The sequence below is a fragment of the Dolichospermum sp. FACHB-1250 genome (assembly GCF_014696335.1).
In the GTDB taxonomy this organism is placed as follows: domain Bacteria; phylum Cyanobacteriota; class Cyanobacteriia; order Cyanobacteriales; family Nostocaceae; genus Dolichospermum; species Dolichospermum planctonicum.
Genome location: NZ_JACJPZ010000008.1, coordinates 1 through 26,114 on the forward strand (window position 1 = coordinate 1; position 26,114 = coordinate 26,114).

Annotated in this window: 29 protein-coding genes and 1 tRNA gene; 12 read left to right on the top strand and 18 right to left on the bottom strand. The window is 39.1% G+C overall.

Annotated elements, in window-relative coordinates; translation table 11 throughout:
- Positions 1–7 precede the first annotated feature (7 nt).
- Positions 8–427, bottom strand: a complete 420-nt coding sequence (locus H6F39_RS04220; protein WP_190396294.1) for a hypothetical protein — start codon at positions 425–427, stop codon at positions 8–10.
- Positions 428–965: 538 nt separating this feature from the next.
- Here H6F39_RS04220 and H6F39_RS04225 point away from each other — a divergent pair.
- Positions 966–1,634, top strand: coding sequence for a dienelactone hydrolase family protein (locus H6F39_RS04225; RefSeq protein WP_190396295.1), 669 nt, complete (start codon positions 966–968; stop codon positions 1,632–1,634).
- A gap of 9 nt (positions 1,635–1,643) precedes the next feature.
- Here the strand turns inward: H6F39_RS04225 and panD are convergent, their stop codons facing one another.
- The 5 genes from panD to H6F39_RS04250 form a co-directional block, all read right to left on the bottom strand.
- Complete coding sequence (gene panD, locus H6F39_RS04230) at positions 1,644–2,033, bottom strand: aspartate 1-decarboxylase (RefSeq protein WP_190396296.1); 390 nt, start codon at positions 2,031–2,033, stop codon at positions 1,644–1,646.
- 163 nt (positions 2,034–2,196) lie between these two features.
- Entirely contained in the window at positions 2,197–2,715 is a 519-nt protein-coding gene (locus tag H6F39_RS04235; RefSeq protein WP_137907021.1) for an inorganic diphosphatase, read from the bottom strand.
- Positions 2,716–2,911: 196 nt separating this feature from the next.
- Positions 2,912–3,100, bottom strand: coding sequence for a hypothetical protein (locus H6F39_RS04240; RefSeq protein ID WP_137907020.1), 189 nt, complete (start codon positions 3,098–3,100; stop codon positions 2,912–2,914).
- Positions 3,101–3,253: 153 nt separating this feature from the next.
- Positions 3,254–4,036, bottom strand: coding sequence for a DUF4231 domain-containing protein (locus H6F39_RS04245; RefSeq protein WP_137907019.1), 783 nt, complete (start codon positions 4,034–4,036; stop codon positions 3,254–3,256).
- 287 nt (positions 4,037–4,323) lie between these two features.
- Entirely contained in the window at positions 4,324–5,502 is a 1,179-nt protein-coding gene (locus tag H6F39_RS04250) for an MFS transporter (RefSeq protein WP_190396297.1), read from the bottom strand.
- 139 nt (positions 5,503–5,641) lie between these two features.
- On the opposite strand from H6F39_RS04250, the gene H6F39_RS04255 reads away from it, so the two are divergent.
- The 3 genes from H6F39_RS04255 to H6F39_RS04265 all read left to right on the top strand — a co-directional run bounded on the left by H6F39_RS04255 (position 5,642) and on the right by H6F39_RS04265 (position 7,091).
- Positions 5,642–6,280 carry a bifunctional 4-hydroxy-2-oxoglutarate aldolase/2-dehydro-3-deoxy-phosphogluconate aldolase gene (locus tag H6F39_RS04255; protein WP_137907017.1) on the top strand — a complete coding sequence of 213 codons (639 nt, stop codon included), beginning with the start codon at positions 5,642–5,644 and terminating at the stop codon, positions 6,278–6,280.
- Positions 6,281–6,367: 87 nt separating this feature from the next.
- On the top strand, positions 6,368–6,880 hold the full coding sequence (locus tag H6F39_RS04260; protein ID WP_137907016.1) for a L,D-transpeptidase: 513 nt from the start codon (positions 6,368–6,370) through the stop codon (positions 6,878–6,880).
- 139 nt (positions 6,881–7,019) lie between these two features.
- Positions 7,020–7,091 (top strand) — tRNA-Lys (locus tag H6F39_RS04265).
- Between the two features lie 95 nt (positions 7,092–7,186).
- Here H6F39_RS04265 and pstB read toward each other — a convergent pair.
- The 4 genes from pstB to pstS all read right to left on the bottom strand — a co-directional run bounded on the left by pstB (position 7,187) and on the right by pstS (position 11,238).
- Positions 7,187–7,993: a phosphate ABC transporter ATP-binding protein PstB gene (gene pstB, locus H6F39_RS04270; RefSeq protein ID WP_137907015.1), complete on the bottom strand. Its 807-nt coding sequence runs from the start codon at positions 7,991–7,993 to the stop codon at positions 7,187–7,189.
- A gap of 33 nt (positions 7,994–8,026) precedes the next feature.
- Positions 8,027–8,908, bottom strand: coding sequence for a phosphate ABC transporter permease PstA (gene pstA, locus H6F39_RS04275; protein ID WP_137907014.1), 882 nt, complete (start codon positions 8,906–8,908; stop codon positions 8,027–8,029).
- A gap of 92 nt (positions 8,909–9,000) precedes the next feature.
- Complete coding sequence (pstC, locus tag H6F39_RS04280; protein WP_190396298.1) at positions 9,001–9,951, bottom strand: phosphate ABC transporter permease subunit PstC; 951 nt, start codon at positions 9,949–9,951, stop codon at positions 9,001–9,003.
- A 147-nt stretch (positions 9,952–10,098) separates the two neighbouring features.
- Positions 10,099–11,238, bottom strand: a complete 1,140-nt coding sequence (gene pstS / locus H6F39_RS04285) for a phosphate ABC transporter substrate-binding protein PstS (RefSeq protein ID WP_190371807.1) — start codon at positions 11,236–11,238, stop codon at positions 10,099–10,101.
- Positions 11,239–11,363: 125 nt separating this feature from the next.
- Between pstS and H6F39_RS04290 the strand changes: the two genes are divergently transcribed.
- The 3 genes from H6F39_RS04290 to H6F39_RS04300 all read left to right on the top strand — a co-directional run bounded on the left by H6F39_RS04290 (position 11,364) and on the right by H6F39_RS04300 (position 14,768).
- Positions 11,364–11,951 (top strand): biotin transporter BioY, encoded by a 588-nt coding sequence (locus tag H6F39_RS04290; protein WP_190396299.1) that lies wholly within the window; start codon positions 11,364–11,366, stop codon positions 11,949–11,951.
- Between the two features lie 76 nt (positions 11,952–12,027).
- The gene (gene lspA, locus H6F39_RS04295; protein WP_137907010.1) at positions 12,028–12,489 is read left to right on the top strand and encodes a signal peptidase II; all 462 of its coding nucleotides are present in this window, start codon (positions 12,028–12,030) and stop codon (positions 12,487–12,489) included.
- Between the two features lie 8 nt (positions 12,490–12,497).
- Positions 12,498–14,768 (top strand): transglycosylase domain-containing protein, encoded by a 2,271-nt coding sequence (locus H6F39_RS04300; protein ID WP_137907009.1) that lies wholly within the window; start codon positions 12,498–12,500, stop codon positions 14,766–14,768.
- 315 nt (positions 14,769–15,083) lie between these two features.
- Here H6F39_RS04300 and H6F39_RS04305 read toward each other — a convergent pair whose 3' ends face one another.
- Positions 15,084–16,550: a DUF4335 domain-containing protein gene (locus H6F39_RS04305; protein ID WP_137907008.1), complete on the bottom strand. Its 1,467-nt coding sequence runs from the start codon at positions 16,548–16,550 to the stop codon at positions 15,084–15,086.
- A 202-nt stretch (positions 16,551–16,752) separates the two neighbouring features.
- Entirely contained in the window at positions 16,753–17,388 is a 636-nt protein-coding gene (locus H6F39_RS04310) for a DUF3038 domain-containing protein (protein ID WP_137907007.1), read from the bottom strand.
- A gap of 228 nt (positions 17,389–17,616) precedes the next feature.
- Here H6F39_RS04310 and H6F39_RS04315 point away from each other — a divergent pair, with 228 nt between their 5' ends.
- The gene (locus H6F39_RS04315) at positions 17,617–18,135 is read left to right on the top strand and encodes an adenine phosphoribosyltransferase (protein ID WP_137907006.1); all 519 of its coding nucleotides are present in this window, start codon (positions 17,617–17,619) and stop codon (positions 18,133–18,135) included.
- A gap of 50 nt (positions 18,136–18,185) precedes the next feature.
- Positions 18,186–19,232 carry an ABC transporter permease gene (locus H6F39_RS04320; protein ID WP_190396300.1) on the top strand — a complete coding sequence of 349 codons (1,047 nt, stop codon included), beginning with the start codon at positions 18,186–18,188 and terminating at the stop codon, positions 19,230–19,232.
- Positions 19,233–19,383: 151 nt separating this feature from the next.
- On the opposite strand, the gene H6F39_RS04325 is transcribed toward H6F39_RS04320, so the two are convergent.
- Positions 19,384–19,989: a hypothetical protein gene (locus H6F39_RS04325; protein WP_137907004.1), complete on the bottom strand. Its 606-nt coding sequence runs from the start codon at positions 19,987–19,989 to the stop codon at positions 19,384–19,386.
- A gap of 434 nt (positions 19,990–20,423) precedes the next feature.
- Between H6F39_RS04325 and H6F39_RS04330 the strand changes: the two genes are divergently transcribed.
- A complete protein-coding gene (locus H6F39_RS04330) occupies positions 20,424–20,612 on the top strand; it encodes a hypothetical protein (RefSeq protein ID WP_228036633.1) in 189 nt (62 codons plus the stop codon).
- Positions 20,613–20,627: 15 nt separating this feature from the next.
- On the opposite strand, the gene H6F39_RS04335 is transcribed toward H6F39_RS04330, so the two are convergent.
- The 5 genes from H6F39_RS04335 to H6F39_RS04355 form a co-directional block, all read right to left on the bottom strand.
- Positions 20,628–20,858, bottom strand: coding sequence for a type II toxin-antitoxin system HicB family antitoxin (locus H6F39_RS04335; protein ID WP_028091050.1), 231 nt, complete (start codon positions 20,856–20,858; stop codon positions 20,628–20,630).
- A complete protein-coding gene (locus H6F39_RS04340) occupies positions 20,855–21,094 on the bottom strand; it encodes a type II toxin-antitoxin system HicA family toxin (RefSeq protein WP_137907003.1) in 240 nt (79 codons plus the stop codon). The genes H6F39_RS04335 and H6F39_RS04340 overlap by 4 nt, the downstream gene beginning before the upstream one ends.
- 136 nt (positions 21,095–21,230) lie before the next feature.
- On the bottom strand, positions 21,231–21,581 hold the full coding sequence (locus H6F39_RS04345) for a DUF1257 domain-containing protein (protein ID WP_015081375.1): 351 nt from the start codon (positions 21,579–21,581) through the stop codon (positions 21,231–21,233).
- A 144-nt stretch (positions 21,582–21,725) separates the two neighbouring features.
- Positions 21,726–23,237 (bottom strand): AAA family ATPase, encoded by a 1,512-nt coding sequence (locus tag H6F39_RS04350; protein ID WP_137907002.1) that lies wholly within the window; start codon positions 23,235–23,237, stop codon positions 21,726–21,728.
- Positions 23,238–23,330: 93 nt separating this feature from the next.
- The gene (locus H6F39_RS04355; RefSeq protein ID WP_137907001.1) at positions 23,331–23,678 is read right to left on the bottom strand and encodes a hypothetical protein; all 348 of its coding nucleotides are present in this window, start codon (positions 23,676–23,678) and stop codon (positions 23,331–23,333) included.
- Positions 23,679–24,094: 416 nt separating this feature from the next.
- On the opposite strand from H6F39_RS04355, the gene H6F39_RS04360 reads away from it, so the two are divergent.
- Complete coding sequence (locus H6F39_RS04360) at positions 24,095–24,595, top strand: hypothetical protein (RefSeq protein ID WP_242025939.1); 501 nt, start codon at positions 24,095–24,097, stop codon at positions 24,593–24,595.
- A 164-nt stretch (positions 24,596–24,759) separates the two neighbouring features.
- Positions 24,760–25,914 (top strand): NAD-dependent epimerase/dehydratase family protein, encoded by a 1,155-nt coding sequence (locus H6F39_RS04365; RefSeq protein WP_137907000.1) that lies wholly within the window; start codon positions 24,760–24,762, stop codon positions 25,912–25,914.
- Positions 25,915–26,114 lie beyond the last annotated feature (200 nt).

Here is a 26,114-nt window from a genome sequence, read left to right on the forward strand (position 1 = left end):
TGATGATTTAATATGGTGCGTTACTATATACTCTGGTAACATTTATGCTTTTACATTTGTCAGAATCAGGATATCCAGGATGAAAGGATGTACAGGATGAAGATGGGGATTTTTTGATGATGATTAAAGATGGTGGGTTACTATATACTCTGGTAACATTCATGCTTTTACATTTGTCAGAATCAGGATATCCAGGATGAAAGGATGTACAGGATGAAGATGGGGATTTTTTGATGATGATTAAAGATGGTGGGTTACTATATACTCTGGTAACATTTATGCTTTTACATTTGTCAGAATCAGGATATCCAGGATGAAAGGATTTACAGGATGAAGATGGGGATTTTCTGATGAGGGTGCGGGGTGCGGGGTTATCTTCTTCATCCTCTTCTTCATACTCCCCACTTTCTAACTCTGTACTCCGCACTCCTTAAGATAGTTCTTCCTTATCAAGATAATAATAACATATTTAAAATCCTTTGTCAATTTTGTCAGAATCAGGATATCCAGGATGAAAGGATGTACAGGATGAGGAGGGGGATTTTCTGATGATGTCAATGATTTAAAATGGTGCGTTACGCTATTATATGCCGAACTGCTTGCAGCAGCGCTTCGCTATCGCTATGCTATACCCAAAGTCTATACTAATGGTGCGTTACGCTGTCGCTAACACACCCTACTATAAATAATTTACGATATTTCTTCCTTATCAATATGAGGATAACATTTTTAAAATCCTTTGTCAATACTTGAAAAGCAAATTTTTTGCGTTTTGTTCCCTGTTCCCTGTTCCCTGTTCCCTGTTCCCTGTCACCTGTCAACTGTCACCTATCACCTGTCACCTATCACCTATCACCTGTCACCTATCACCTGTCAACTGATTAAAGATGGATGTATAAAATTATGGGAATTATTAAAAAGGAATTATCGGGTTAATAGCACAAGTAATTCTTGATTTATTGGTTATGGATAGAACATTCATACAGGACCCACAGGAACAACTAGTATCAGTGATCACAGGTGATGTGAACCTAGAGGGTAATTTGGTGATCCCCCATGGTGCTGTCGGGATAGTTTTATTTGCCCATGGTAGTGGTAGCAGTCGTTACAGTCCCCGTAATCGTTATGTTGCTGAGGTATTACAACAAGCAGGACTGGCAACTTTATTACTTGATTTGCTGACTCTGGAAGAGGAAGAAATTGACCTGCGGACAAGACATTTACGCTTTGATATTGGTTTGTTAGCATCTCGCTTAGTTGGAGCTACGGACTGGCTGCTACAGAACCCAGATACCCAACAACTCAAGATAGGTTACTTTGGTGCTAGTACGGGTGCGGGTGCGGCTCTTGTGGCTGCTGCAAAACGGGGAGAAGTTGTGAAGGCTATTGTTTCTCGTGGTGGACGACCTGACCTAGGTGGTTCAGCATTACCTCAAGTCAAAGCGCCAACATTGTTGATTGTTGGTGGTGATGATCTGCCTGTAATAGCGATTAATGAGGATGCAATGGCACAGTTACACTCAATCAAACGGTTGGAGATTGTTCCTGGGGCTACACATTTATTTGCAGAACCAGGTAAATTGGCGGCTGTAGCACATTTAGCAAGGGAATGGTTTACACATTACCTCAAATAACAACAGGACCTACACCTCTTCCCTCGCTTCCCCAGCAGCATAATTTCGCACTTCTAATAACTGGTTTTTTGCATCCACAATCACAACAGTAGGAGAGTAACATTCTAACTCTTCTATGGTAAACTGGCCATAAGTCATAATAATCAAGCGATCGCCTACTACACCTAAACGTGCTGCTGCTCCATTTAATTCTATAGCTCCTGAATTAGCTACCGCAGGTATAGCATAAGTAGTAAAACGCTCACCATTAGCAATATTCACTACTTGTACTTGCTCATAGGGAAAGATACCAGCTTTTTCTAAGAGAATTTCGTCAATGCTGATACTACCCACATAATTAATATTTGCTCCTGTGAGGGTACAGTTATGAATTTTTGCTAACAAGAAAGTACGCTGCATTGGGATTAAAAATTTTTTTTTGCAACCAGAATGATTCCACAATTATTGATTTAGGGGGTAATTAGTAATTGATATTACCATTACCCATTATATAGCGAATCCTTGTCTCATGAGGTACTTGCGTTTAATTATGACTTCTTGTACCTCACTTGCATGGGAAATACTAGATTACTCCTTGAGCAGCCTGAATAAACTTTTCTACTAAGGGGGCTACTTTTTCCACATCTTGCCAACCGAGAATTTGTGTTACCTTTTTTTCCAAATTCTTGTAACTACGGAAAAATTCCGCAATTTCCTCTAATTTGTGGGGGGATACATCTTTGAGGGACTTTACATGAGCATAGCGTGGATCTTTGACGGGAACACAAAGAATTTTTTCATCACGATCACCACCATCAATCATTTCTAAAAAACCAATTGGTCTAGCAGCAATGATGCAACCGGGGAAAGTTGGCTCATCCATGATCACCATACCATCTAAAGGATCGCCATCGTCTGCCAAGGTGTTAGGGATAAAACCATAGTCATAAGGATACTTTACCGAAGAATAGAGAACGCGATCTAAGGCAAATGCTTGTAAATCCTTATCGTATTCATATTTATTTTTACTCCCACCAGCAATTTCAATTAAGACGTTAAGTACACCTGGTTTGGGTTGGGCAGGAATAAGAGATAAATCCACAATAAAACTCCTATATTAACAGTGAACAGGGGCAGCAGATATTTTTGCTCCCAGTGTCAAATTTTAAGGCATTGTGGATCTTTTCCTCAAAATTCCTGGTTAACTGTTGTAAATTCCGTGAAACGTTAATTCTTGTTAAGTTTTTTCTGTGCTAAAAAACAAGTATTATTACTTGACAGATGTCTGCTATTTGTATTTAATCTCCAGTGTTAGATAAGTTATAGGTTAAAGAGGGCTGATTGTTTTCAACATTGGGTGAAGAGTAGTGGGCAATGATAAATACTGGTAAAATCAGAGTTATCAGAGCGATCATTGTTCCCACAATGTCTGCCAAGCGCTGGGAAGATGTATCACAAGAATTGGCAGACTGGCTATTTAAATTCATACAAAGTTGCAGTTAATCAGATCACTGGTAGGTTGGCTCTCTTTTGGAGAGTATGTATCACCATTCTACCTATTTTTTGACTATAAACCGCAATGTCAGGAATATCTGACATTTGGGTGCAGATTCTGCACCCAATTAGTCCCGACTATGGGGCTACTTTTTTTCTGTAGTTGCTTCTTCTGGTTTTGGTGCGTCTTGTTTTTCTGTATTTGCGGGGTCTGAATCAGTTTTTTGTTGTACTTGCGGCAAGTGAATGCTATTCACTTGATTAATAAATAGTTCTACAGCCTGACTAATTTTTTGTTGTTGTTTATCCTCTTCTGGAATATCATAACAACGATAGGCTGGAGTGATTCCTAAAATAAACTTTTCCTGTTCAGATTCTAACAATTCCACCGCTGTGTTAGCCGCCATCCAATTTTTTTCAAAGGGAAATGATGTGACGACACTAGCCACAATGGAAGCAACTGCTGGACAGATAACAGGTAGCCATTTTAACCACGGCTGTCCTGCTTCTAATTTATCAACTAGAACTAAAATTGGTGTCACACCTGAGAGAATTACAGTAGAAATTTGCAAAACGTAGTATAAAGTTCTGTTAAGATCCCTAGAACTTTTATAATCGTCAATCAATTCTTGACTATATTCTAAAGCTTTAGCTCGTGCTGGCAAAACTGTGTTATGGTCTAATTGAGTATCTTTGCTTAACAAAGATGTATAAAGTTTAGCTTTTTTTGACATTTGATTTTTTTCTGCTTTCTTTTTGGCGCTATTTACTGATTGTCTATTGAAGATAAACAAACCAATAGCAAGAGTTAAAGCAACGGAGGCAGCGATTACATATTCTTGATTGCTAGAATCAAAATAAATAATAGCAAATGATGCGATCGCAACTGCGACTAATAAATAATCAATCAACTTCAAAAAAAACAGCATATTTTTACCCGGTGTAGTTGTAGTTATTGTGGTAATGTTGAGTTGACGAGTGAGGAAACTCGTTGTAAAAAGTATTTTTACAACCAATAATTCATATTACACAAAGGTAGTATTCTTGACAAGATGCTGTAAGCAGTAACATTTTCCAGAATATAAGTAAAAACCTTGACTTGACAATTGTTTTCAAGGATATGAATAAATTTTGGTTGACAATTATTTAAGTTTATTTAACATTTGTTTTCATTAAATCGTGCTTTAATCTGAGTTAAACAGTTATATTTCACCCATTAAATAGCAGTGCTGTATCTTTTGCGTGTAGCTATTGCTAAGGCTAAAACCACAAAGGTCAAAATACCTGCTATGTATAAAGGATAGCCATAGGTCACTGGTTGGGATTGTTTAACCATCATACCGGCTATCACTGGACCAATACCATTAGAAATACTTAAATAAGATGCGTTTAATCCTAAAACAGTTCCCTGATCTTGTGGTTTAGCATTAAGAGAAATTAATGTACTAATCATAGGTTGGACGAGGGCATTAAACAAAGCAAATAATATGCTAATTATGACAAAATAGGTGATACTAGGCCAAAGAGGCATTAAGACAAATGATAAACTGCGAACGAATAAACCTAAAAATAATATCTTAACCACATTAAATTTAGGACGGAGAACCGATATTCCCCAAGTTTGCATAATTACTGCTAAAGTGCCAAATACTAGAAATAGGAGGGTTAAAGATTGATTATTTTGATGTAGAACTTGAATAAAATAGGGTTGAAAGGCATAGGTAAACATGGTAAATGTTGTCCCAGTCAAAAAGTTAATTAATAGTAAAATGCCCACTCCTGGCATAGCAAACCCTTTAATTAAATTTTCCAATCCTAAATCCAAAATATTACTAAACTTTGGAGATTTGTTTTCTAAGGTTTCTGGTAACAAGAATATGGTCATTAACATGGCTATCATAGCAACTGCACCAGAGACTAAAAATGCTGTTCCTAAAGAAATTTGTTGTGCTAATAAACTCATAACTGGACCGATAATAAAGCCTAATCCCATGGCTGCCCCATAAATTCCAAAGGCTTGAGCGCGATTTTTTTGCATGGTGACATCAGAAATCACTGCTTGGGCAACGGCAACATTTCCCCCGGTAATCCCATCTAAAAATCTGGCGAAAAATAGTAAGATTGCTGTTGTGGCAGTACCGGCTATGGTGTTAGCAATTACTGTTCCTGCTAAACTAATTATTAATAATGGTTTACGTCCAAATCTATCAGAGAGTTTACCAATTACAGGAGTGGCAAAAAATTGAGCGATAGAGTAGGTAGAAAACAATAAACTAGTTTGGAAATCATTTAAACCAAATTGTTTACCATAAAGATAAATAATGGGGATTAAAATTGTAAAACTCAAGGAGTTAATAAAGGCAATTAAAGCAGTAATCCAAAAAATGCGATTCATTGTCAATTAAACTTATTTATTAATGCTACTTTAGTTATTTTACCATTAATGAGACTTTTTACTTACTGCTCCTGAAATTCATGAAGTGTAAATTACAGAAAGAAGAACATCTCTATTTACTACTATATATATAGTGAAAATGCTTAATCAAATTTGGTTATCACAATTAAAGATACACCGAGCGATCGCTGTAGTTCGCGCCCCAAAAATGGACTGGGGTAAAAAAATGGCTTTAGCGGTAGCATCTGGGGGTATGAGACTAATTGAAATTACCTGGAATAGCGATCGCGCACCTGAGTTAATTTCCCAACTCCGCACTGAATTACCGGGCTGTCTGATTGGTACTGGTACTTTATTTAACGTCCAGCAATTACAAGAGGCGATCGCTTGTGGGTGTCAATTTCTCTTTAGTCCCCATACTGATCCCGTGATGATTAAAACCGCAGTAGCGGCAAATATACCGATAATTCCCGGTGCATTGACACCGACGGAAATTATTACCGCTTGGAATTATGGCGCTACTTGTGTGAAAGTGTTTCCCGTCCAAGCAGTGGGGGGAAGTAATTACATCAAAAGTTTACAAGGACCCCTGGGACATATTCCCTTAATTCCTACCGGAGGTGTAACCTTAGAAAATGCTGAAGATTTTTTAAAGGTTGGGGCCATAGCTGTAGGCTTAAGTGGGGAATTATTCCCAAAAAAATGGATATTAGAGGAAAATTGGCATGAGATTACCGAACAAGCAAAAGCACTCATCCAGAAGTTATCCAGAAGTTAAATTAGTGGTAAAATAAAAACAAATAGACTGAATTAGAATCAAAGTTCTTGAACGAATTTTAGCCAATTGTCTATCAGGGTATTCACTATGAAAGGTTTGATTTATTTTCACAGGATACATCTATTAAAAATATTATTGGTGGGTACAGTAGCTTATACTACTATATTTGATTATACTGCTGACGAAATGTGGGCAAAATCTCCACCACAGAAAGTTCCTACAATTGTTCAAAAACTGAAAAAATCTCATCAGCGTTGGATTCAAATTAATCTTTCCCAACAACGTCTGATTGCGTGGGAAGGGGATAAACCTGTATATAAAGCAACTATTTCTTCGGGAAAACAATCTACACCTACTCGTACTGGTATATTTAAGATTCAAAGCAAGTTTAAAAAAACTCGGATGCGTGGTAGGGGATATGATATTGCCAATGTTCCCTATACTATGTATTATCAAAATGGCTATGCTATTCATGGAGCATATTGGCACAATAAGTTTGGTACACCGGTAAGCCATGGTTGTGTTAATCTGGCATTTAATCAGGCTAAACGGTTATTTAATTGGGCTAATCTAGGAACACCAGTAGTAATTCAAGAATAGATCAAAAATCCTGAATTTTAAATTCCAAATAGATCAAACCGCTTTGATCATCCAATTTCCGCTGTTTTCAGTTGCTGCCAGTTTTTTAGCTGCAACACTAGCGCGAAACTCAAAAGTCTGATATCATGGTTTTATCAGCGGGTGAGTAGCTCAACGGTAGAGCAGTTGACTCTTAATCAATTGGTTGCGGGTTCGATTCCCTCCTCACCCACTAATCAAATCTAGAACATTGCTGAATTGGAGATTGAAGGAAACAACAGAAGAAAACATAATTTATACTTTCACTCAGTAACGCCAAATCTAGCACTAACCAAATCTACCACTAATGTAGGCTTTCGTATCTTCTTGTTGTGGATGATTGAAAATTAATTCTGTAGCTTCATATTCCACTAAATAACCTGTGCGACCACCTTTTTCAGAAGCTTTAACGTTAAAAAATGCTGTCTTATCGGAAACTCGTGCTGCTTGCTGCATATTGTGGGTAACAATAACGATGGTATATTGTTCCTTGAGTTCGTGAATCAGTTCTTCAACCCGTGCAGTAGAAATAGGGTCAAGTGCAGAACATGGTTCATCCATAAGTATAACTTCTGGTTGCACTGCGATCGCTCTGGCAATACATAAACGTTGTTGTTGTCCACCAGATAAAGATAAACCATTTTGTCGCAATTTGTCCTTAACTTCATCCCATAAAGCCGCTTGTCGCAAACTCCGTTCCACCAACTCATTCATATCACCCCTATAGCCATTAATTCTCGCACCAAAGGCAATATTTTCGTAAATTGACTTTGGAAATGGATTTGGTCTTTGAAACACCATACCAATGCGTCTCCGTACCTCTACAGGGTCAATATTTGGTGCATAGAGGTTTTGATCATAGAAATAAATCTTACCTTCAGCTCGAAATGATTCAATTAAATCATTCAGACGATTATAACATCGCAATAATGTACTTTTACCACAACCGGAAGGTCCAATAAAAGCCGTTACCCGATTTTTAGGAATATCTAGCCAAACATTTTGTACAGCCAAGAAGTTGCCATAATAAATATTTAGGTTTTCTGTGCTTAAAACCGTTTTAGCTCTATTCATTGTGCTAATTTTTGTTACCATAAATACTTGATTAAGGAGTGGTTCGAGATGAGTTTAGATCTTGTTTCTAGTCACCCAACGAGCAATAATACTAGTAATTAACACCATTAATACTAGTATTAAAGAAGCCGCCCAAGCTAAAGATTGCCAACTTTGGTAAGGAGAAGTAGCAAAGTTGTACACTAGAACTGCTAGAGAAGCTGTAGGTTTGAGAATGCTATCTGGCCAAAAAGAAGAGAAAAGAGCCGTAAATATCAATGGTGCTGTTTCTCCAGCAGCGCGAGCTATAGACAATGTACAACCAGTTACAATAGCAGGTAAAGCAGTAGGTAATACCACCTGTGACACAGTTTGGAAATTAGTTGCACCTAGTCCTACGGACGCTTGGCGTAGATCTTGAGGTACTAACTGCAAAGCTTCATCAGTAGTTCTAACGATAATAGGTAGCATCAAAATTGCTAAGGCAAATCCACCTCCCAAAGCTGAGTAAGAGCCTAAATTCAGCTTAACCAAGGTTAAAACAACAATTCCATAGGCAAACACCCCAGCAATAATCGAGGGAACACCACTGAGGACATTAGTAGTAAAACGTATCCACTTAGCAAATTTTGGGGAACTAAACTCAGTTAAATAAATTGCCGCCAATACACCAAAAGGAACACTAATTATAGCCCCAATACCTACCATTAAAAGTGTTCCCAAAATAGCATTACCAAACCCGCCATTTTTGGCAAAAGGGGCTGGTGGTAGTTGAGTGAAAACACTTAAATTTAAGCTACTAAATCCTCTAATTATCACATAATAAAGCACTGCTAACAAAGGAATAAGTGCCAATATTCCACATATAAAAGCTAATACAGTCATCACCGTATTAAATAATGTCCGAGAAGACAAAGGGGAACGAGTCAGGCTTCTTTGCGGAAAAGAAGAAGTCATAATCTAACCTATTACTGTATTGTACAAGACAGATTCCAGATATATACCCAACTTCTTTAAGAAGTCGGAGAGCCGAATATTGAATATTAAATTTATAGTCTTTGTACGCGCGTTACAATAAACTCTGCTAGAATATTGACTATTAGCGTCAATATAAATAGAACTAAAGCTGCATACATTAAAGCAGAAACTTGTAAGCCACTAGCTTCAGCAAACTGATTTGCTAGTAGAGAAGAAATGGTATTAGATGGTGCTAAAAAAGAGATATTGATATTATTGGCATTGCCGATTAACATTGTTACAGCCATGGTTTCACCCATAGCTCTACCCAGAGCCAACATTACCGCACTGACAATACCAGAAAAAGCCGCAGGGATAATAACCTGAAAAATGGTTTCCCAACGGGTTGCACCAATTCCTAGCGCCGCTTGACGTAAACTAGAAGGTACAGAAATTAAAGCATCACGAGAAATAGCAGTAATGATTGGTAAAGTCATAATTGCTAAGATTACCCCGGCGGGTAGCATTCCAGGACCTGTGGGGGAGGAACTAAAAATTGGTAGCCAACCGAGATAATTATGCAGCCATTTACCCAAATTAGTTAAAATTGGGATTAAAACAAAAATTCCCCAGACTCCATAAACAACACTAGGAATAGCGGCCAGCAGTTCTACTAAAAATACTAGTACCAATCTTACTTGAGAAGGAAGAAAATCCTCACTCAATAAAATCGCCGTTCCCACACCAATAGGAACTGCTAAAATTAGTCCAATCAAAGAACTCATCAGAGTTCCGTAAATAGCAGGTAGTACCCCATACTCATTATTAACAGGATTCCAACTACTGCCCATTAGGAAATTAATCCCGAATTTTTGGATAGCAGGCCAAGCAGCAATGGCAACTTGTAAAGCAATCCATAATAAAGTAGCAGCAATTGCCAGAGCAAAAATCCGAGTTAACCAAATAAAGCTCCGATCTAGATTTCTGTCCATTTCAGAGCGCTTTTTTGCTGCCAAGGCAGTTTCTAAAAAATTTGTAGCCATGAATACGGATTGTAAGAGTTAAATCGGGAATAATACCAAAAAATTAAGTCTCCTAAAAACCAACACGGTTTAGTTAAAAAATCAGGATTGTAAGACTTAAATGAGGAATAATGCCGAAAATCAAGTATGCTAAAATTAAATTTTTGCTTACTTGCCAGGTTGAGAATTAGCACCAACAGAAATTTTATAGTCAGAACTAATTTTATCAGCTGCTGCCGCCACTTTGGCAATTACATTTACTGGTAAAGGAACATACCCTAACTCAGCCGCTAACTTTTGTCCATCTGTTAAAGCATACTCAATAGTTGCTTCTACGGCTTTAGCTTTGTTAGCATCAGTATATTTTTTATATGCCAGAATCCAAGTGTAAGTAACAATTGGGTAAGAATCTGCACCTTCTGGGTCAGAAATAAAAACGCGAAGATTCTCTGGTAAAGTCACAGATGCTAAGGTTTTTGATGCTGACTCTTCAGAAGGGGAAACAAACTGTTTGGCTTTATTTTCTAAAGATGCAAATTTGAGATTACTTTGTTTAGCGTAGCTATATTCAATATAACCAATGGAAGCAGGAGTTTGGAGAATTTGAGCGGTAACACCTTCATTTCCTTTCGCGCCAATGCCTACAGGCCATTTTACACTTTTCCCGTCACCTACTTGAGTTTTCCATTCTGGACTAATGGCGCTAAGATGTTTGGTAAAAACACCTGTAGTACCGCTACCGTCAGCACGATAAATGACTTTAATTGCCTCTTTTGGTAATTTAGCACCAGGATTGGCTTTAGCGATCGCCGGATCATCCCAAGATTTGATTTTACCTAGTAAAATATCAGTATAAACTGTTCGTGGTAGTTTGAGTTGAGGAACATCTGGTAAATTATAAGCGAGGACAATACTCCCGGCAGTAACAGGTAATAATATTACACCTTTATCTGCGGGTATCTCCTGAATTTCTTCATCCTTCATGGCCACATCACTGGCACCAAAATCTACTGTTCCTTTGGTAAACTGTTCAACACCAGCGCCACTACCAACCGACTGATAGTTAACTTTTAAATTGGGATATTTTTTATTTAATTCCGCAAACCAAGTTTGATACAGTGGTGAAGGAAAAGAAGCACCAGCACCCGTTAACTCCACATTACCCCCTAAGTCTAGTTTATCAGAACTAGAGGTTTTATTATTTTCTGACGAGTTTTGGCCGCAAGCAGATAGACTGAACGCTAGTGCTAATATGGATATTGAAGCTGTAAAGCGATGATTTTTGATTGCATCAGAACGTAATAGCATTAGTGTTAATTTTTGTTAAGTTTGAGATAAACGTTACCAACATACCAATAAAAGGTAAACCAGCGGTTAAGAAACGAAAAAATCTATTTATTCCCCTCATGTCAATCAACCCTATCACCGAATAAATGTTTGCTGCATCGAATCAACTACTATGGTCTATGATAGGCTTGCTCCTGACAATGGGTGGTACTTTCCTAGAAGCTTATGGTCTTACCTCTCCTTGGAACTGGAGTCAGCACGGAATTCAAACCCTTTCATTAAGTGTCAGCTATCAAATTGGTGCAGTGCTGCTGGTAGGTTGTTTAGGAGGTCAAAATTCTGGGGCGCTCTCACAAATTGCCTATTTAGTCATGGGATTAACCTTATTACCTGTATTTGCAGAAGGAGGCGGTATCGGTTATGTTAAACTATCTCAGTTTGGGTATTTATTGGGTTTTATTCCTGGAGCTTGGATTTGTGGTTATTTAGCTTTTAAAGCTAGACCCCGACTGGAAACTCTAGCTTTTAGTTGTATTTGTGGCTTATTAACTGTTCACTTATGCGGTATTGCTTATTTAACTATCAGTTATATTTTGCCCTGGAAAGCAACAGAAAATCTATCTCTGATGCAGGCTATTCTTAAATACTCTTGCTTTGCACTACCAGGACAACTAGTAGTTGTTTGTGCTGTCACCATAGTAGCCTATGTGCTACGACATATAATGTTTTATTAGTCAGTGGTTATTGGTCATTAGTCATCAATCAAGAAAAACAACGGACAACGGACAACAGACAACCGAAAAATTTATCATGGGTATAAAAAACCGCTACTTCTGGATTGCTGCTTCTATGGCATTCTCATTAGATCAACTAACAAAATACTGGGTAGTGCAAACCTTTAAATTAGGACAAACACTGCCATTACTGCGGAATATATTTCATTTCACTTATGTTACCAATACAGGAGCAGCTTTTAGTTTGTTAAGTGGCAAAGTAGAGTGGTTACGCTGGCTATCTTTAGGTGTAAGTTTAATATTGATCACCATTGCATTGTGCGGACCATTGTTAAGTTTTTGGGATCAAGTGGGTTATGGTTTGATTTTAGGAGGAGCAATAGGCAATGGTATTGATAGATTTAGATTGGGGTACGTCGTTGACTTCCTCGATTTTCGGTTAATTAATTTTGCCGTATTTAATATGGCTGATTCTTTTATTAGTGTAGGAATTGTCTGCCTGTTAATTGCCTCATGGCAAAAAACACCAAGCCACTAAAATTGTTTATGAGTTCACCCCAATCTCCTCAAAAGCCAAAAACTCTACTTGGTCAACTGACTCAAGCAGTAAATACCATTCAAGCTAGAGTTGATTTTTCCAAGTTGGCACTCAAACCCAATGCCAAAGTACCGAAACTATTGGTCTATGATGCCGGAGTCAATCAAACCTTAGAATATCCGTTATTAGGCGATCGCTATCTTCTGGGACGTAGTTCTAAATCCTGTGATATCGTCGTCCGTAACCAAGTTGTCAGCCAAATTCATCTCTCACTGTCGCGGGATTCTACCCAAAACTCTCCCATTTTCACCATCAAGGATGAAAACTCCACCAATGGCATATATCTTGGCAAAAGACGGATAAATGCCCTGGAAATGCGCCATGGTGATGTAATTACCTTGGGTCCCCCCGAACTAGCCGCTTCTGTACGTCTGGAATACATTGATCCACCCCCTTGGCATCAGCAAGCTGCTACGTGGACAGCTTATGGTGTTGTTGGTGTCACTGCGTTGACAGCTTTAGCTATAGGTGCGGAATGGCTAAAATTTTCCGTTAGACCCTTACCTACAGCCACACGGGCTCCCGTGGTTGTCTATGCTCGTGATGGCTCAACCCCACTCCGTGAACCTCGGAATATCGCTCACGTAGATTTAAAAAAGTTATCCGACTTTGGACCCTATTTGGCTGCTGCTGTGGTCGCTTCCGAGGATAGTCGTTATTATTGGCACTTTGGTGTAGATCCTTTGGGTGTGTTGCGAGCCGTATTCATTAACAGTCGTAGCGGTGATTTTCAACAAGGAGCGAGTACAGTTACCCAACAAGTAGCTCGCAGTTTATTCCGTGAATATGTCGGTAGTCAAGATTCCTTAGAACGCAAATTAAAAGAAGTTGTTGTCTCCCTCAAATTAGAAACGTTTTACAGCAAAGATGATATTTTACTAACTTACTTAAACCGGGTATTTTTAGGTGCAGATACCTCAGGTTTTGAGGATGCTGCTAAATATTATTTCAGTAAATCAGCCAAGGAATTAACTCTAGCAGAAGCAGCGACTTTAGTAGGAATTTTGCCCGCTCCCAATGCCTTTGATTTTTGTGGAACAGGTCCGCGCAAACTCGGAGCTGCTGATTATCGAAATCGAGTCGTGAAACGAATGCTGGAAATGGGTAAAATTACCCAAGCAGAAGCTAACCGGGCCCGCCGTTCGACGGTGCAAATCAGTCCTAAAGTCTGCGAAACACAAGCTAAAACCATTGCACCATATTTTTATGATTATGTCTTTCAAGAACTGATATCAAAACTCGGTCCGGCTGCGGCCAGAGAAGGTAACTATATCATTGAAACCCAATTAGATCCGGGTATTCAAGCTCAGGCTGAAATCGAGTTAAAAAAGTCCATTTCTCAAGCCGGCTCAAATTTGGGTTTTTCTCAAGGGGGGTTGGTAACTCTGAACTCGAAAACTGGCAGTATTGTGGCTATGGTGGGGGGGACTGATTACAGAAAAAGCCAGTTTAATCGCGCTGTACAAGCCCAACGACAACCCGGTTCTACTTTTAAAATTTTTGCCTACGCTGCGGCCCTAGAAAAAGGTATTTCTCCTTATACAAGTTATTCCTGTAATCCCTTACGTTGGCAAGGCTTTACCTATAAACCCTGCCGGGCTGGCGCTGGTGGTAGTTTAGACATAGCTACTGGTTTGGCACTTTCAGAAAATCCTATAGCTTTACGGGTAGCGAAGGAAATTGGCTTGAATAAAGTGGTGGACATGGCCCAGCGTTTGGGTGTGAGGTCTAATCTTGAACAAGTACCCGGTTTGGTCTTAGGTCAAAGTGTAGTTAATGTTTTAGAAATGACCGGTGCTTTTGGGGCAATTGGTAATCGTGGGGTCTGGAATCCTCCTCATGCTATTAGTAGAATTTTGGACAGTAGTGACTGTCAGAATCTCAAAGATAGAGAAACCTGTCGTGTTATTTACTCTTTTGATCAAAATCCAGATGGTAATAAACAAGTGCTAAAACCAGCAGTTGCCAATCAAATGACTACTTTAATGCAGGGGGTAATTAGTAATGGGACAGGACGTAGCGCGGCTATTGGTTTAGGGGAAGCAGGTAAAACCGGGACAACAAATGATAATGTTGATCTCTGGTTTATTGGCTTTATTCCCAGTCGTCAACTTGTTACCGGTATTTGGCTAGGAAACGATAATAATTCCCCGACATCTGGTAGCAGCGCCCAAGCCGCACAACTTTGGGGTAATTATATGGGTAAAATTACTAAGTAGAGTTTAGGTAACAGGGGGATGATTGTTTCCCCACAGACAACCCAACCGACAATTAAGTACCTGGGCAAAATTAATTGCACATTTGCGAAAACGATAGAAAGAAATCTCTGTATCTCTCGTCTGTCCCCGTGGCGTAGCACCTGTCACTTCTAACCTGTCACCTCTAACCTGTCACCTGTCACCTCTCACCTCTCACCTGTCACCTGTCACCTGTCACCTCTCACCTCTAACCTGTCACCTCTAACCTGTCACCTCTAACCTGTCACCTCTAACCTGTCACCTCTCCTGAATATGAAATTTATTTTGCACGACTACTTATCTGTATCCTGAGAAAGGAGTTACTTCTAATTCACCTTTAGGTGTAAATACTACTTTAAAATGAGCAAGAGGTTCTTTGTTGTTCGGTGCGGCTACATTCGATCCATAAACCGATTGAAATAGCTGGGGAAGAGGTGTTTCTCGAAAATGGTCAAAAGCAACTTGATTAAGTGGTTCATAGTCAGCGATAACACCTTCTTTATTCACAGCGACTCGATATTTTAATTCACTGGTGAAGGTGGGACGATTACTCCAATTTTGACGAATTGTACTATACAACTTTTGATTTAGATCTTTGATTTGACTGGTTTCAGTAATTTTCTCGCCAACTACTTCGGGTGTTTTAGCGTATCCTCCCCAAGGACTAATTTGTAAAATACCTGTTTGAGTAAAGACGACTTTGAATTGAGCAATGGATTCATTGGCTTTTGCATTGGCAGGATTATACAGCAGTTTAGGCAGTGGTGTTTTTTCTATTGCATCACTGGCCGCCCGATTAACAGATTTGTAACCAATAATACTACCATCAGCAGCGACACCTAAACGATAAACTAAATCCTCTGGTAATTCTGAGCGATTTGTCCAAGCTGGATTAATTTGATTATAAACTTGGCGATTTAATGCCCGTAATTGGGATGAATCTGTGATCTCTGGTACAGTCTTTAAAAGTGCTTCTAAATCTTTAGCTACAATAGGAGCAGTCGTTTCTGTGGCTATGGGGGTTGCTGCCTCCCCCTTTGGCAAGGGGGGATTAAGGGGGGCAGAGGTTGATGCTTGAGGTGCAGTTGTGGGTATTGTAGCGCTGGACTGTTCCTCTGGTTTGACTTCCGGTGGACGGACTTGAGGGATAGGAATCAAGAAACAGGCTAATGCGGCCAAGGCTAGACTGGATATGCCTACTGTCGCTGGAATTGCTTGTTTGCGGAAAATTTGACTTGAACCACCATAGCTGTGGGTAACTGGGTGCAATTCTAAGCATAATTCTGGTAAAGTTTGGCTATCAGCAAAAAACTGATCTACAGCTTCAACTAAATCAAATAATTGGACTGTGTTCAGGATAATTTCAATGGGTTTTCCTTCGTTAGTGTTCCCTCCAAGGTTGTCTTGTGTGATTTCCGAATGCACAATTAATCTGTGACTGTTACCGTCTATTTTTTGTAATTCTACTAACTCTGATTCCTGATTTTGATTGTCAAATTTTTGACTATGGTATCCTGGTATTTTACTTAAAACTTCTTGGGCTAAAACCTCTTGGACGTAATTACTGACGGCTGTAACTAAACTTTCAAAAAATTCCCTGCCCCCAACTATGGGTTGAGTGTGACTGGATAAATAGCATTCTGCATTTACCAGTATAGATAGTTCTGGACGCAGTTCTTGAAAGTTAGCCGTCCGTGTTATGTCGCTTAACCCTTCTAGGAGCAGGGTACAATTAGGCAAACTATATTTACGTTGGATATTCATCTTGTTTTCTGCGAGATACTCCTGGTTGGTGCGAAGCAACCAGGGGAGGGATAGCGCGTTTAATTTAATGACTCAATGTCGTTAAATTAAACATTTTCCGAGTGGTATGTATGCCATGAGAGAATCATAGCGTTAGTTGGCGAAAGTTAGCAAATAATTAACTAGTTAACTACCTTTTTAGGGTAGGGTTATTGACTTTTCTTTACTCTACTTCACCATCAAAAAGAGAAATCCAGTACCGCTGCATTCCCGCTGTACCTGTGCAAAATAGTAATTTTCCTAATAGGTTTATAGCTAGTTCATCTAATTTATCATCAGAATTTAATGCTATTACACCGGAACGACGGTAATTCATCCGACTTTTAAAATGCGCTCTAAACCTTTCTAGGTAATTAGCTAATCTTAAATTTTGTTCTAGGGGAATCTGCTTTTGGTCTAATTGTTGGTATATAGTTAGTAGTTGACGGATGGTAACTGTTAACCGCCTAGCAATGTAGCAAGCAATCACTACTAAGGCTTTAGCCTCTAAAATATCTAAAGGGCGGCGACTATGCGCTTTCCGCATGGGGTTAGAAGCTCTCATCCGCCATAAGTTTACCCGATTTTTGATAATTCCTTTCAGGTCTAATTCTTCAGCTAAAGACAAAATCGCTTCCGAACCGCCCAGTTCTAAGGCTTCAATTGCTAGTAACATTAGATCTATTTCTGTTCTAGTTTTCCGTGGACATACCTGTCCATGGATGGCTGGATCTGGTAAAGTATCCAAAATCTCATGTATTCCCTGGGAATTTTGGGGGCTATTTATGTTTACAGGTTTAAGATTAGCTGCGACATTCATTCTATAAAATACCTTATGGGTTTCCAATCAAGTTATTGACTCTTGACTCTTGACTCTTGACTCTTGACTCTTGACTCTTGACTCTTGACTCTTGACTCTTGACTCTTGACTCTTGACTCTTGACTTTTGACTTCACGGCTTTACTAGTATCCAGGGTATGACATTATAGGGTAAGATATTTCTTGATCTTCAGGAAAATTTTTCTCTCACAAAAGAGTGTTCTCAAATATGGATTTAAAATCGCTAATTCGTGATATACCAGATTTTCCTAAGCCGGGGATTTTATTTCGAGATGTCACTACTCTATTAAGCGATCCAGAGGGATTGCGTTATACTATTGACTTTTTAGCACAAAAATGCTCAGAAATTGAAATTCAGGTAGACTACATTATCGGTATGGAGTCGCGGGGATTTATTTTCGGCGCGCCTGTGGCCTATAAATTGGGTGCTGGTTTTGTTCCCGTTCGCAAAAAAGGCAAGTTACCAGCAGCAGTTCACGCTATTGAATATCAATTAGAGTATGGTACAGATACCCTGGAAGTACATCAGGATGCTTTACAGCCGGGTAGCAAGGTTTTGATTGTGGATGATTTGATTGCTACTGGAGGAACTGCAAGTGCAACGGCAAAATTAGTACAAAAAATTGACTGCGAACTTGTCGGCTTTGGGTTTATTATCGAACTACGGGATTTACAAGGTCGGAAAAACTTACCTGATGTCCCGATTATCTCACTAGTTGAATATTAACAAAAATATTAACAAAACATAATTAACAGTTGACAACTGACTCATGACCAATGACTAATACAAAAATTTCCCTGGAAACGAGTCGAGACTGGCTGGTTAAGCTAGTTACTAGTGAGACTTTTATTTATATAATCAAACGGCTTTTACAAGCACTATTAACGATTTTTTTAGCGTCGGCTTTGTCGTTTTTTATTATGAAGTTATCTCCGGGAAATTATGTAGATACTCTGCGGCAAAATCCGAAAATTTCACCGGAAAGGATTGAGGAAATTACAAGACAATTTGGTTTAGATAAGTCTTGGCCAGAACAGTTTGGGTTTTGGTTAAAGCAAATTGTGACTAAAGGCGATTTTGGCACGAGTTTTGTTTATCAACGTTCTGTATCATCGCTGTTATGGGAACGAGTACCAGCAACTTTATTTTTAGCGATCGCTTCCCTGATTATAACCTGGGCGATCGCAATTCCTTTGGGTATTCTCGCTGCTGTCAAACAAAATCGTCTTACTGACCAGGTTTTGCAGGTACTCAGTTATGCTGGTCAAGGTATTCCCAGTTTTATCACTGTCTTATTTTTGCTCTTTTTTGCTCAACTGACTACCCCGCTTTTTCCTGTGGGTAATATGACTAGTATTGATCATGCGGAACTAACATGGTTAGGTAAAATTTTTGATATTGCTTGGCATTCGATTTTACCATTAATTGCTTTGAGTGTTACCAGTTTTGCTGGTTTACAACGCATTATGCGTGGTCAATTATTGGATGTTTTACGTCAAGACTATATTCAAACTGCTCGCGCTAAAGGACTTCCAGAAAATCGCGTTATTTATGTCCATGCTTTGCGAAATGCTATTAACCCATTAATTACGTTACTGGGCTTTGAATTAGCGGGTTTGTTAAGTGGTGCATTTATTACAGAATATTTCTTCAATTGGCCAGGTTTAGGAAAATTAACCCTACAAGCAGTTTTAGCCAAAGATCAATATTTAGTCATGGCCAGTTTGGTCATGAGTGCAGTATTGTTAATTATTGGTAATTTAATCGCTGACTTAATTTTAAAAGCTGCTGATCCGAGAATTAAATTAGAAGATTTGAATTAGAACCGGACTTACACAAAATATCTCTTAAACTCTCTTTCCTGCATGAAACTAATACTCAACCCCTAATGGGACTTAAACATTTAATGACCACCATAAACAACAGCTAATGTGAGTCTTAACAAATTCATTGGGTAAACTTAGAAAATTTAGTTTATGCCAAAATTCCTACCAAAATTCTCATTAGATCTTCTAAATCATCAGGAATGCGATATAAGGAAATGTCCTGAAAAATTTGCTGATTGATTTTTTCTAATATTCCAAAACGCCAAGCATCACCAATGGTAACACATCCATAAAAAACATCTCCTTCTTCTACTTGAGAAATAGCAATTAATTCTACAGCAAGTTGTGTAAAACCTCGTGTTAAATCATCATTTTTAGCTTCAACTACCAATAAACTAGGATTATGTTTGAGAAAATAATCTAAATTACCCTTTAACCAGTTATTTACAGACAATGGGTATTCAATTCTCACTTGACATTGACAATAGCGAGCAACTTCTAATAATGTTGGTGCTACTAGGGTTTCTCGTCTTGCTGTTTCACTACTCAAACTTACTAAAGGTAAAGATTCTTCAATTCGTTGTTTTAATTCTTCTAGTCTTTGTAAATGGCGATCGCTTCGTGGTAAAGTAAGATGTTTTCTTATTAACGAATAGCCCAATTCTGCTAGTATTTCATCAGGTTCATAGGGCATTTCAAAGTAAGATCGAAATGTGTAGGATTGATTTTCTGATAATATTTTTTTACGAGTCATAAATTTATCTGAATTAGAATTTACAGGTAAAGAAGTAAAAAGAGCAATTAAAGCCTATTAGAATTTAGATTTTTACATGGCGTGAAAACGTGCATTCATAATCAATCATTTGTCTGAATCAGGATATCCAGGATTTTAGGGTTTACAGGATGTTAATTTTCAATCATCTCACATTCAACTTTGTCTACCGTAGCGATCGCTTCTGTATCAATTTTCATAAAGTAGTCTTTGTTACCTAAGTCTCATGAGTCGAATATTAGACATATTATACTGTTAGTTACCCATATTTGAGTATATTTGGAGTAAATCTAGATCAGATAATATAATATAATTATTGACAGTTTTAACAGTAAATTAGGTTTGAATTAAGTTTTAATAATTACTACATTTTACTGCCAGAAAGTTTTTATTTCTATACTTCCCTAGTACCCCCCATGACCACCATTAAAGAAAAACTCATTGCGTCAATTGAAAACGCACCAGAACCTATTCTGGAAAAAACCCTCGACTATCTTGAATATCTCAAAACCAAAATAACTGCCTCTACTATTAAATCAAGCAGTATTCCCATAAAAGATGGAGAACCGATATTACGCGGATGTAAAGCCAAAGATTTGCTATAATTGCCGAAACTTAAACTAGGCAACTTGCAACGGTTGTGTAGGAAGCATTCTAGGTTCTGGTAATGCTTTATTCTCTTGAGTCAGCATCTCCACAAAAGTTTCAATCACTTCCTGACCATTTCTCGCAGCTTCTTCATAAGTTCTACCATGAGTATGAAACTCCTGCCAGGGAAATTCAGGTAAGTGAACTAAAAAAAGTTGATCCTCTTGAGACCATTGAATCACCATACTGTAATGATAAGTCATTCTTCACCTTCTTGATTTTCTTGCTTGTTCAATTCTTCAAGTTTTTTCAGCACCCGTTGAATGTTTTTTTCTAAATATAACGGAGCATCATCTCCATCTTTTCCCGGTATGGTTAATGGTTCTTCCGGTAATAAAGGATGCTTCCAGTAAGTATGACTTCCTTTACCTCTACCTGCTTGAAGGAGATACCCAACTTTTGCTACTATTCCCTTCAGTTCTTTTATTTTCTTCGGCATTTCTCATTACCACACCCCTAGTTTATATTTTATGCTATTTATTTACAACATAATCCTGATTCAGACAAAAAAAAGCGGGCTAACCGCTGATTAGAAGGTTAACCCGTTTCACTTTGGGAACGCGCTAGAGAAATTGTTACTGCAATACCAACTTAACGTTAGCGTTTTGCAGACCGCGCTGTTTTACTTCAGCCAAAGTCTTGTTAACGGCATATTTTTGATTAATAGAGTTGATTAACTCAGTCTGGTTGTGCTTCTTAGCAACACCCCAAAGGTCAGCAATGAGGTCAAAAGAACCGTCACTGTTACGAGACCAACCTAAATCGTACTCGCCTTCCAATACAGCAACGATGTCGGAGCGGAGACGTTGACCATTATAACCGCGAACATCAGCTTCAGTTTTGACACTGATACCCAAGTCGCGCAAAGAAGATTTGAGAATTTCGGCATCGGTGATCTTGGTACGCAGAGTGCTAAAGTGAGACATTTGGGTTTCCTCCAATAAGAAGATTGATGAGAAAAACGACAACGGTTCTTTTTTTTCAGCGAAGCCGCATGATTTGGGAACGGCTTTTTTCTAACTGTTAGTCTTGTGACTAACCTTTCCCCCTGATATAGCAGAGGAAAGCTTTTAAAACTCCATGCGCTGATATTCAGCAACAGAGGAGGCTGCGGGTCTAGCACGCTGTCTGGCCCAGTCTCTTAAAGCTGTGACCTGTTCTTGCATCGTTCGTGACAGCGGCAAAGTAGACTTCAATGCAGCAATAATATCTAATTGGGTGAACTCCCGATCTTGGGCGAAGGCTTCATACATAGCCGCCACGACCGCTTGTTCAATTTCTGCCCCCGAAAAGCCATCGGACATTTTTGCTAGTTGTCCTAAATCAAATCTAGCAATATCTTCCCGGCGTTTGGTCAGGTGAATACCGAAGATATCCTGACGTTCTTCCGGTGTGGGCAGATCCACAAAGAAAATTTCATCAAAACGACCTTTCCTCAAAAACTCTCCAGGTAGGCGTTCTACACGGTTAGCAGTGGCCATTACGAAAACTGGAGATTTCTTTTCTTGCATCCAGGTGAGGAAAGAGCCAAAAATTCTGTTTGATGTCCCCCCATCGGAATCGCCAGAACCACCGCTACCCGCAAAGGATTTATCCAATTCGTCAATAAACAGAATCGTGGGGGAAATTGATTCTGCCGTTTTCAGGGCGTTCCGCAGGTTAGCTTCACTGCGACCCACCATTGAGCCGTCGTAGACCCGCCCCATATCTAATCTCAGAATTGGTAAACCCCATAAACGGGAGGTAGTTTTAGCAATTAGTGACTTACCACAACCGGGAACACCGAGAATTAACATTCCTTTAGGTTGGGGCAAACCATATTCTCTCGCTCTTTCTGTAAAGGCGTTGGAGCGTTGGGTGAGCCAGGTTTTCAACTCTTCCAAACCACCCACAGCATCAATGGTTTCATCTTCTTCGAGGTACTCCAAGATACCGTTACGGCGGATGAGTTGTTTTTTCTCGGACAGGACTATATTAACTTCATTTTCTGTCAATTGCCCCGTTGTTACCTGTGCTTTGCGGTATACTTTCTCAGCTTCATCTTTGGTTAGACCCAAAGCGGCTCGCAGAAGCCTTTCTCGCGCCTCGGTTGTCAGCCGTCGCCCCCGATTTTGCTCTTGATGGGCGGTTAAAACTTTATTTAACTCAGCCATGTCAGGCAATTGAAAATCTAAAACAACAACTTCTTTTTCTAGTTCGATGGGAACTTGTTGCACAGGGGACATTAAGATAATGTTCTTTTGCGTTCCTTTAAAACTAGCGATCGCGTCCCGGAGCGATCTAGTTGTTGCTGGCGCATCAATAAAGGGATGTAAATCTTTAAGAATAAATATACTGGGTTCTTTTTGACGAATTATCCAATCAATTGCTGCTTCGGGAGAAACAGTATTGTGTTGGGTTGTACTGCGAGGTTGACCGTACTCCACGATACCGTGAGTTACTGTCCACACATATACTCGCCTTTGGGGCTTTAACTCTTGAGAGACTTTAAAAATTGCCTGCTCTGCCCGTTCTTCCTCGGAGGTCACAAGGTAGATTAAAGGGTATTGAGCTTGAATTAAAATATTGAGCTCTTCTTTCATACTATCGACCTACTTGAGACCTTATAGAGACAGCACTAATAACGGTAGCCTGGCCTGAAGCCATACTATGAATTAATCATTAACAATTCCTATCTAGCAAGGGACTAATTCTTCCTCACTCTTAGGATGGGTTTGATCTTTTTCTCTGTTGTCAATAGGTAAACATTCTTCACCTATTATTCCCGCTGGATTACCCAAATCCACTAGTTCTCCATTCCGTAACACCAGTGAAGTTTCACAAGTAGGACAGGAATAAAGCCGATGGGTTCGCCCATAAGAAGACGCTTCTAATTCTTCTACTACTTCTGAGTTCGTCAGGTAGAAATTAAGCGCTCGTTCTGCCATGTCTGACATCGGTTCTGAGTCAACAGCAGAACGAATTTTCAGTCTTCTGTGCAATTCTGGCGACAAATATAGCGTAACCTTTTGCTTAGTTTGCATATCACTTTCTAGTGGTCTTACCCGGGTATGTATATCACTCTATCTGTTCTTTTCTTGGTTGTCAAGATGGTAAGCCGTTTTAATGGCTATTTTGTTACATTTCTTAATAAATAGTCATTGTTCAGGATTTACATAGTAAATTAAGGTAATAATAAATACTCTATAGTTTGATTGCTAAATCTTTAATTAGATCAAAAATTATTTCCAAAAAAAATCTAGAACTTACCCACAAGTTACGAACTAATGAACCACGTTCGCGGAGCGTCCCGTCAGGGATAGGAGCGAAGATCACGAAGGAAAGAGGTTTTGAGAGATATTTTGCGTAAGTCCTGACATTAACATGGTAATATAGGTTTATAGGCAAATTTATTTCCCCTGTCTCTTTTCTGTTGTCCTTTTCGACAAGTTATTTTGTTATGGGTGTAACTTATGTCCAAAAGATACTATATGCTACTACTTTAAGTCTTGGCTCATGCTTGATGGTTTGGGGGTGTAATGCTAATGATTTCCAGGTTAAAGATGTGACATGGAAGACATATAAAAATGATCGTTATGGTTTTGAGTTTCCCTACCCCCATACTTGGCAAGAATTAAGAAACCCAGACAACAGTGATGGAGTTGTGTTAGTTTTACCAAACAAGGAAAACCTAGAAATTCGCTCTTATGCCAGTAAGCCCGTATTAAAATTCTCACCCAAAACTCAAGAACATCAAGAACAAGGATATAATTTTCGGACAAATCAAGGGGTTTTTAGCGTCCTGACGGTAGAAGTTAAGGAAAAGGTGACTATAATTAAGTTGACCATTACTCAAGCAGAATTGGAATATTACTGGCAAGGACAAAGCGACAGTCAAGACTTTCAAAATTATTATCGCTTGTTTTACTATATTGCTCAAGAGTATAAAATTAGTCAGTAGTCAGTTGTCAGTAGTCAGTTGTCCGTAGTTAGGTAAGCAGTAGGAATTATTTTTTACTTTTTATTTTTGATTTTTAACTGATTACTGTCTTAGTAAGAATTTAATGATGAAGAGGGGACATAAACCTGATAGATTTAGCTATCAGCGAGTAAAAACTGGTAAAGATGAAAGTCCTGGTTATTGGTGGTGATGGGTATTGTGGTTGGGCAACCGCGCTTTACCTTTCTAATCGAGGTTATGAAGTTGGCATTTTAGATAGTTTGGTGCGACGACACTGGGATAATGAACTGGGTGTAGAAACCCTGACCCCAATCGCACCAATTCAGCAGCGTCTCCAGCGATGGCAAGATTTGACTAGTAAGTCTATTGATCTGTTTATTGGCGATATTACTAATTACGAGTTTCTGCATAAGGCCTTACATCAATTTCAGCCGACAGCAATCGTGCATTTTGGTGAACAGCGTTCAGCCCCATTTTCCATGATTGACCGTGAACACGCTGTTCTTACCCAGGTCAATAATGTGGTGGGTACGTTGAACTTGCTGTATATCATGCGGGAAGATTTCCCAGATTGCCATTTGGTGAAATTGGGAACTATGGGTGAGTATGGAACTCCTAATATTGACATTGAAGAAGGATACATCACGATTGAACACAACGGACGTAAGGATACTTTGCCCTATCCTAAGCAGCCCGGTTCAATGTATCACTTGAGCAAAGTCCATGATAGCCATAATATCCATTTTGCTTGTCGGATTTGGGGGTTAAGGGCTACAGACTTAAATCAAGGGATAGTTTACGGTGTCTTAACTGATGAAACGGGGATGGACGAACTGTTAATTAACCGCTTGGATTATGATGGTGTATTTGGTACAGCACTTAACCGTTTCTGTATTCAAGCCAGCGTAGGACATCCCCTCACCGTCTACGGTAAAGGTGGACAAACTCGCGGATTCTTGGATATTCGGGATACGGTACGATGTATTGAATTAGCGATCGCTAATCCTGCTGAACCGGGAGAATTTCGTGTGTTTAACCAATTTACTGAACTATTTAGTGTCGGTGATTTGGCAATGATGGTGAAAAAAGCCGGTAACGCTATGGGGTTAAATGTGGATATTAACCACATAGATAATCCTAGAGTGGAGAAGGAAGAACACTATTTCAATGCGAAAAATACTAAACTCTTGGATTTGGGTTTACAACCTCACCTGCTTTCAGATTCTTTACTTGATTCGCTTTTAAACTTTGCTGTCAAGTATCAGAACCGAGTTGATCACAAACAAATTCTTCCCAAGGTTTCTTGGCATAGAACATAGGTGACAGTTGACGGGTGACAGTTGACAGTTGACAGTTGACAGTTGACGGGTGACAGTTGACAGTTGACAGTTGACCGTTGACAGTTGACAGTTGACCGTTGACCGTTGACCGTTGACCGTTGACAGGGAGAGAAATTTCTATGGTTCTTTCTCCTAAATTCCTGACTCCTGACTCCTGACTCTTAACTCCTGACTCCTGC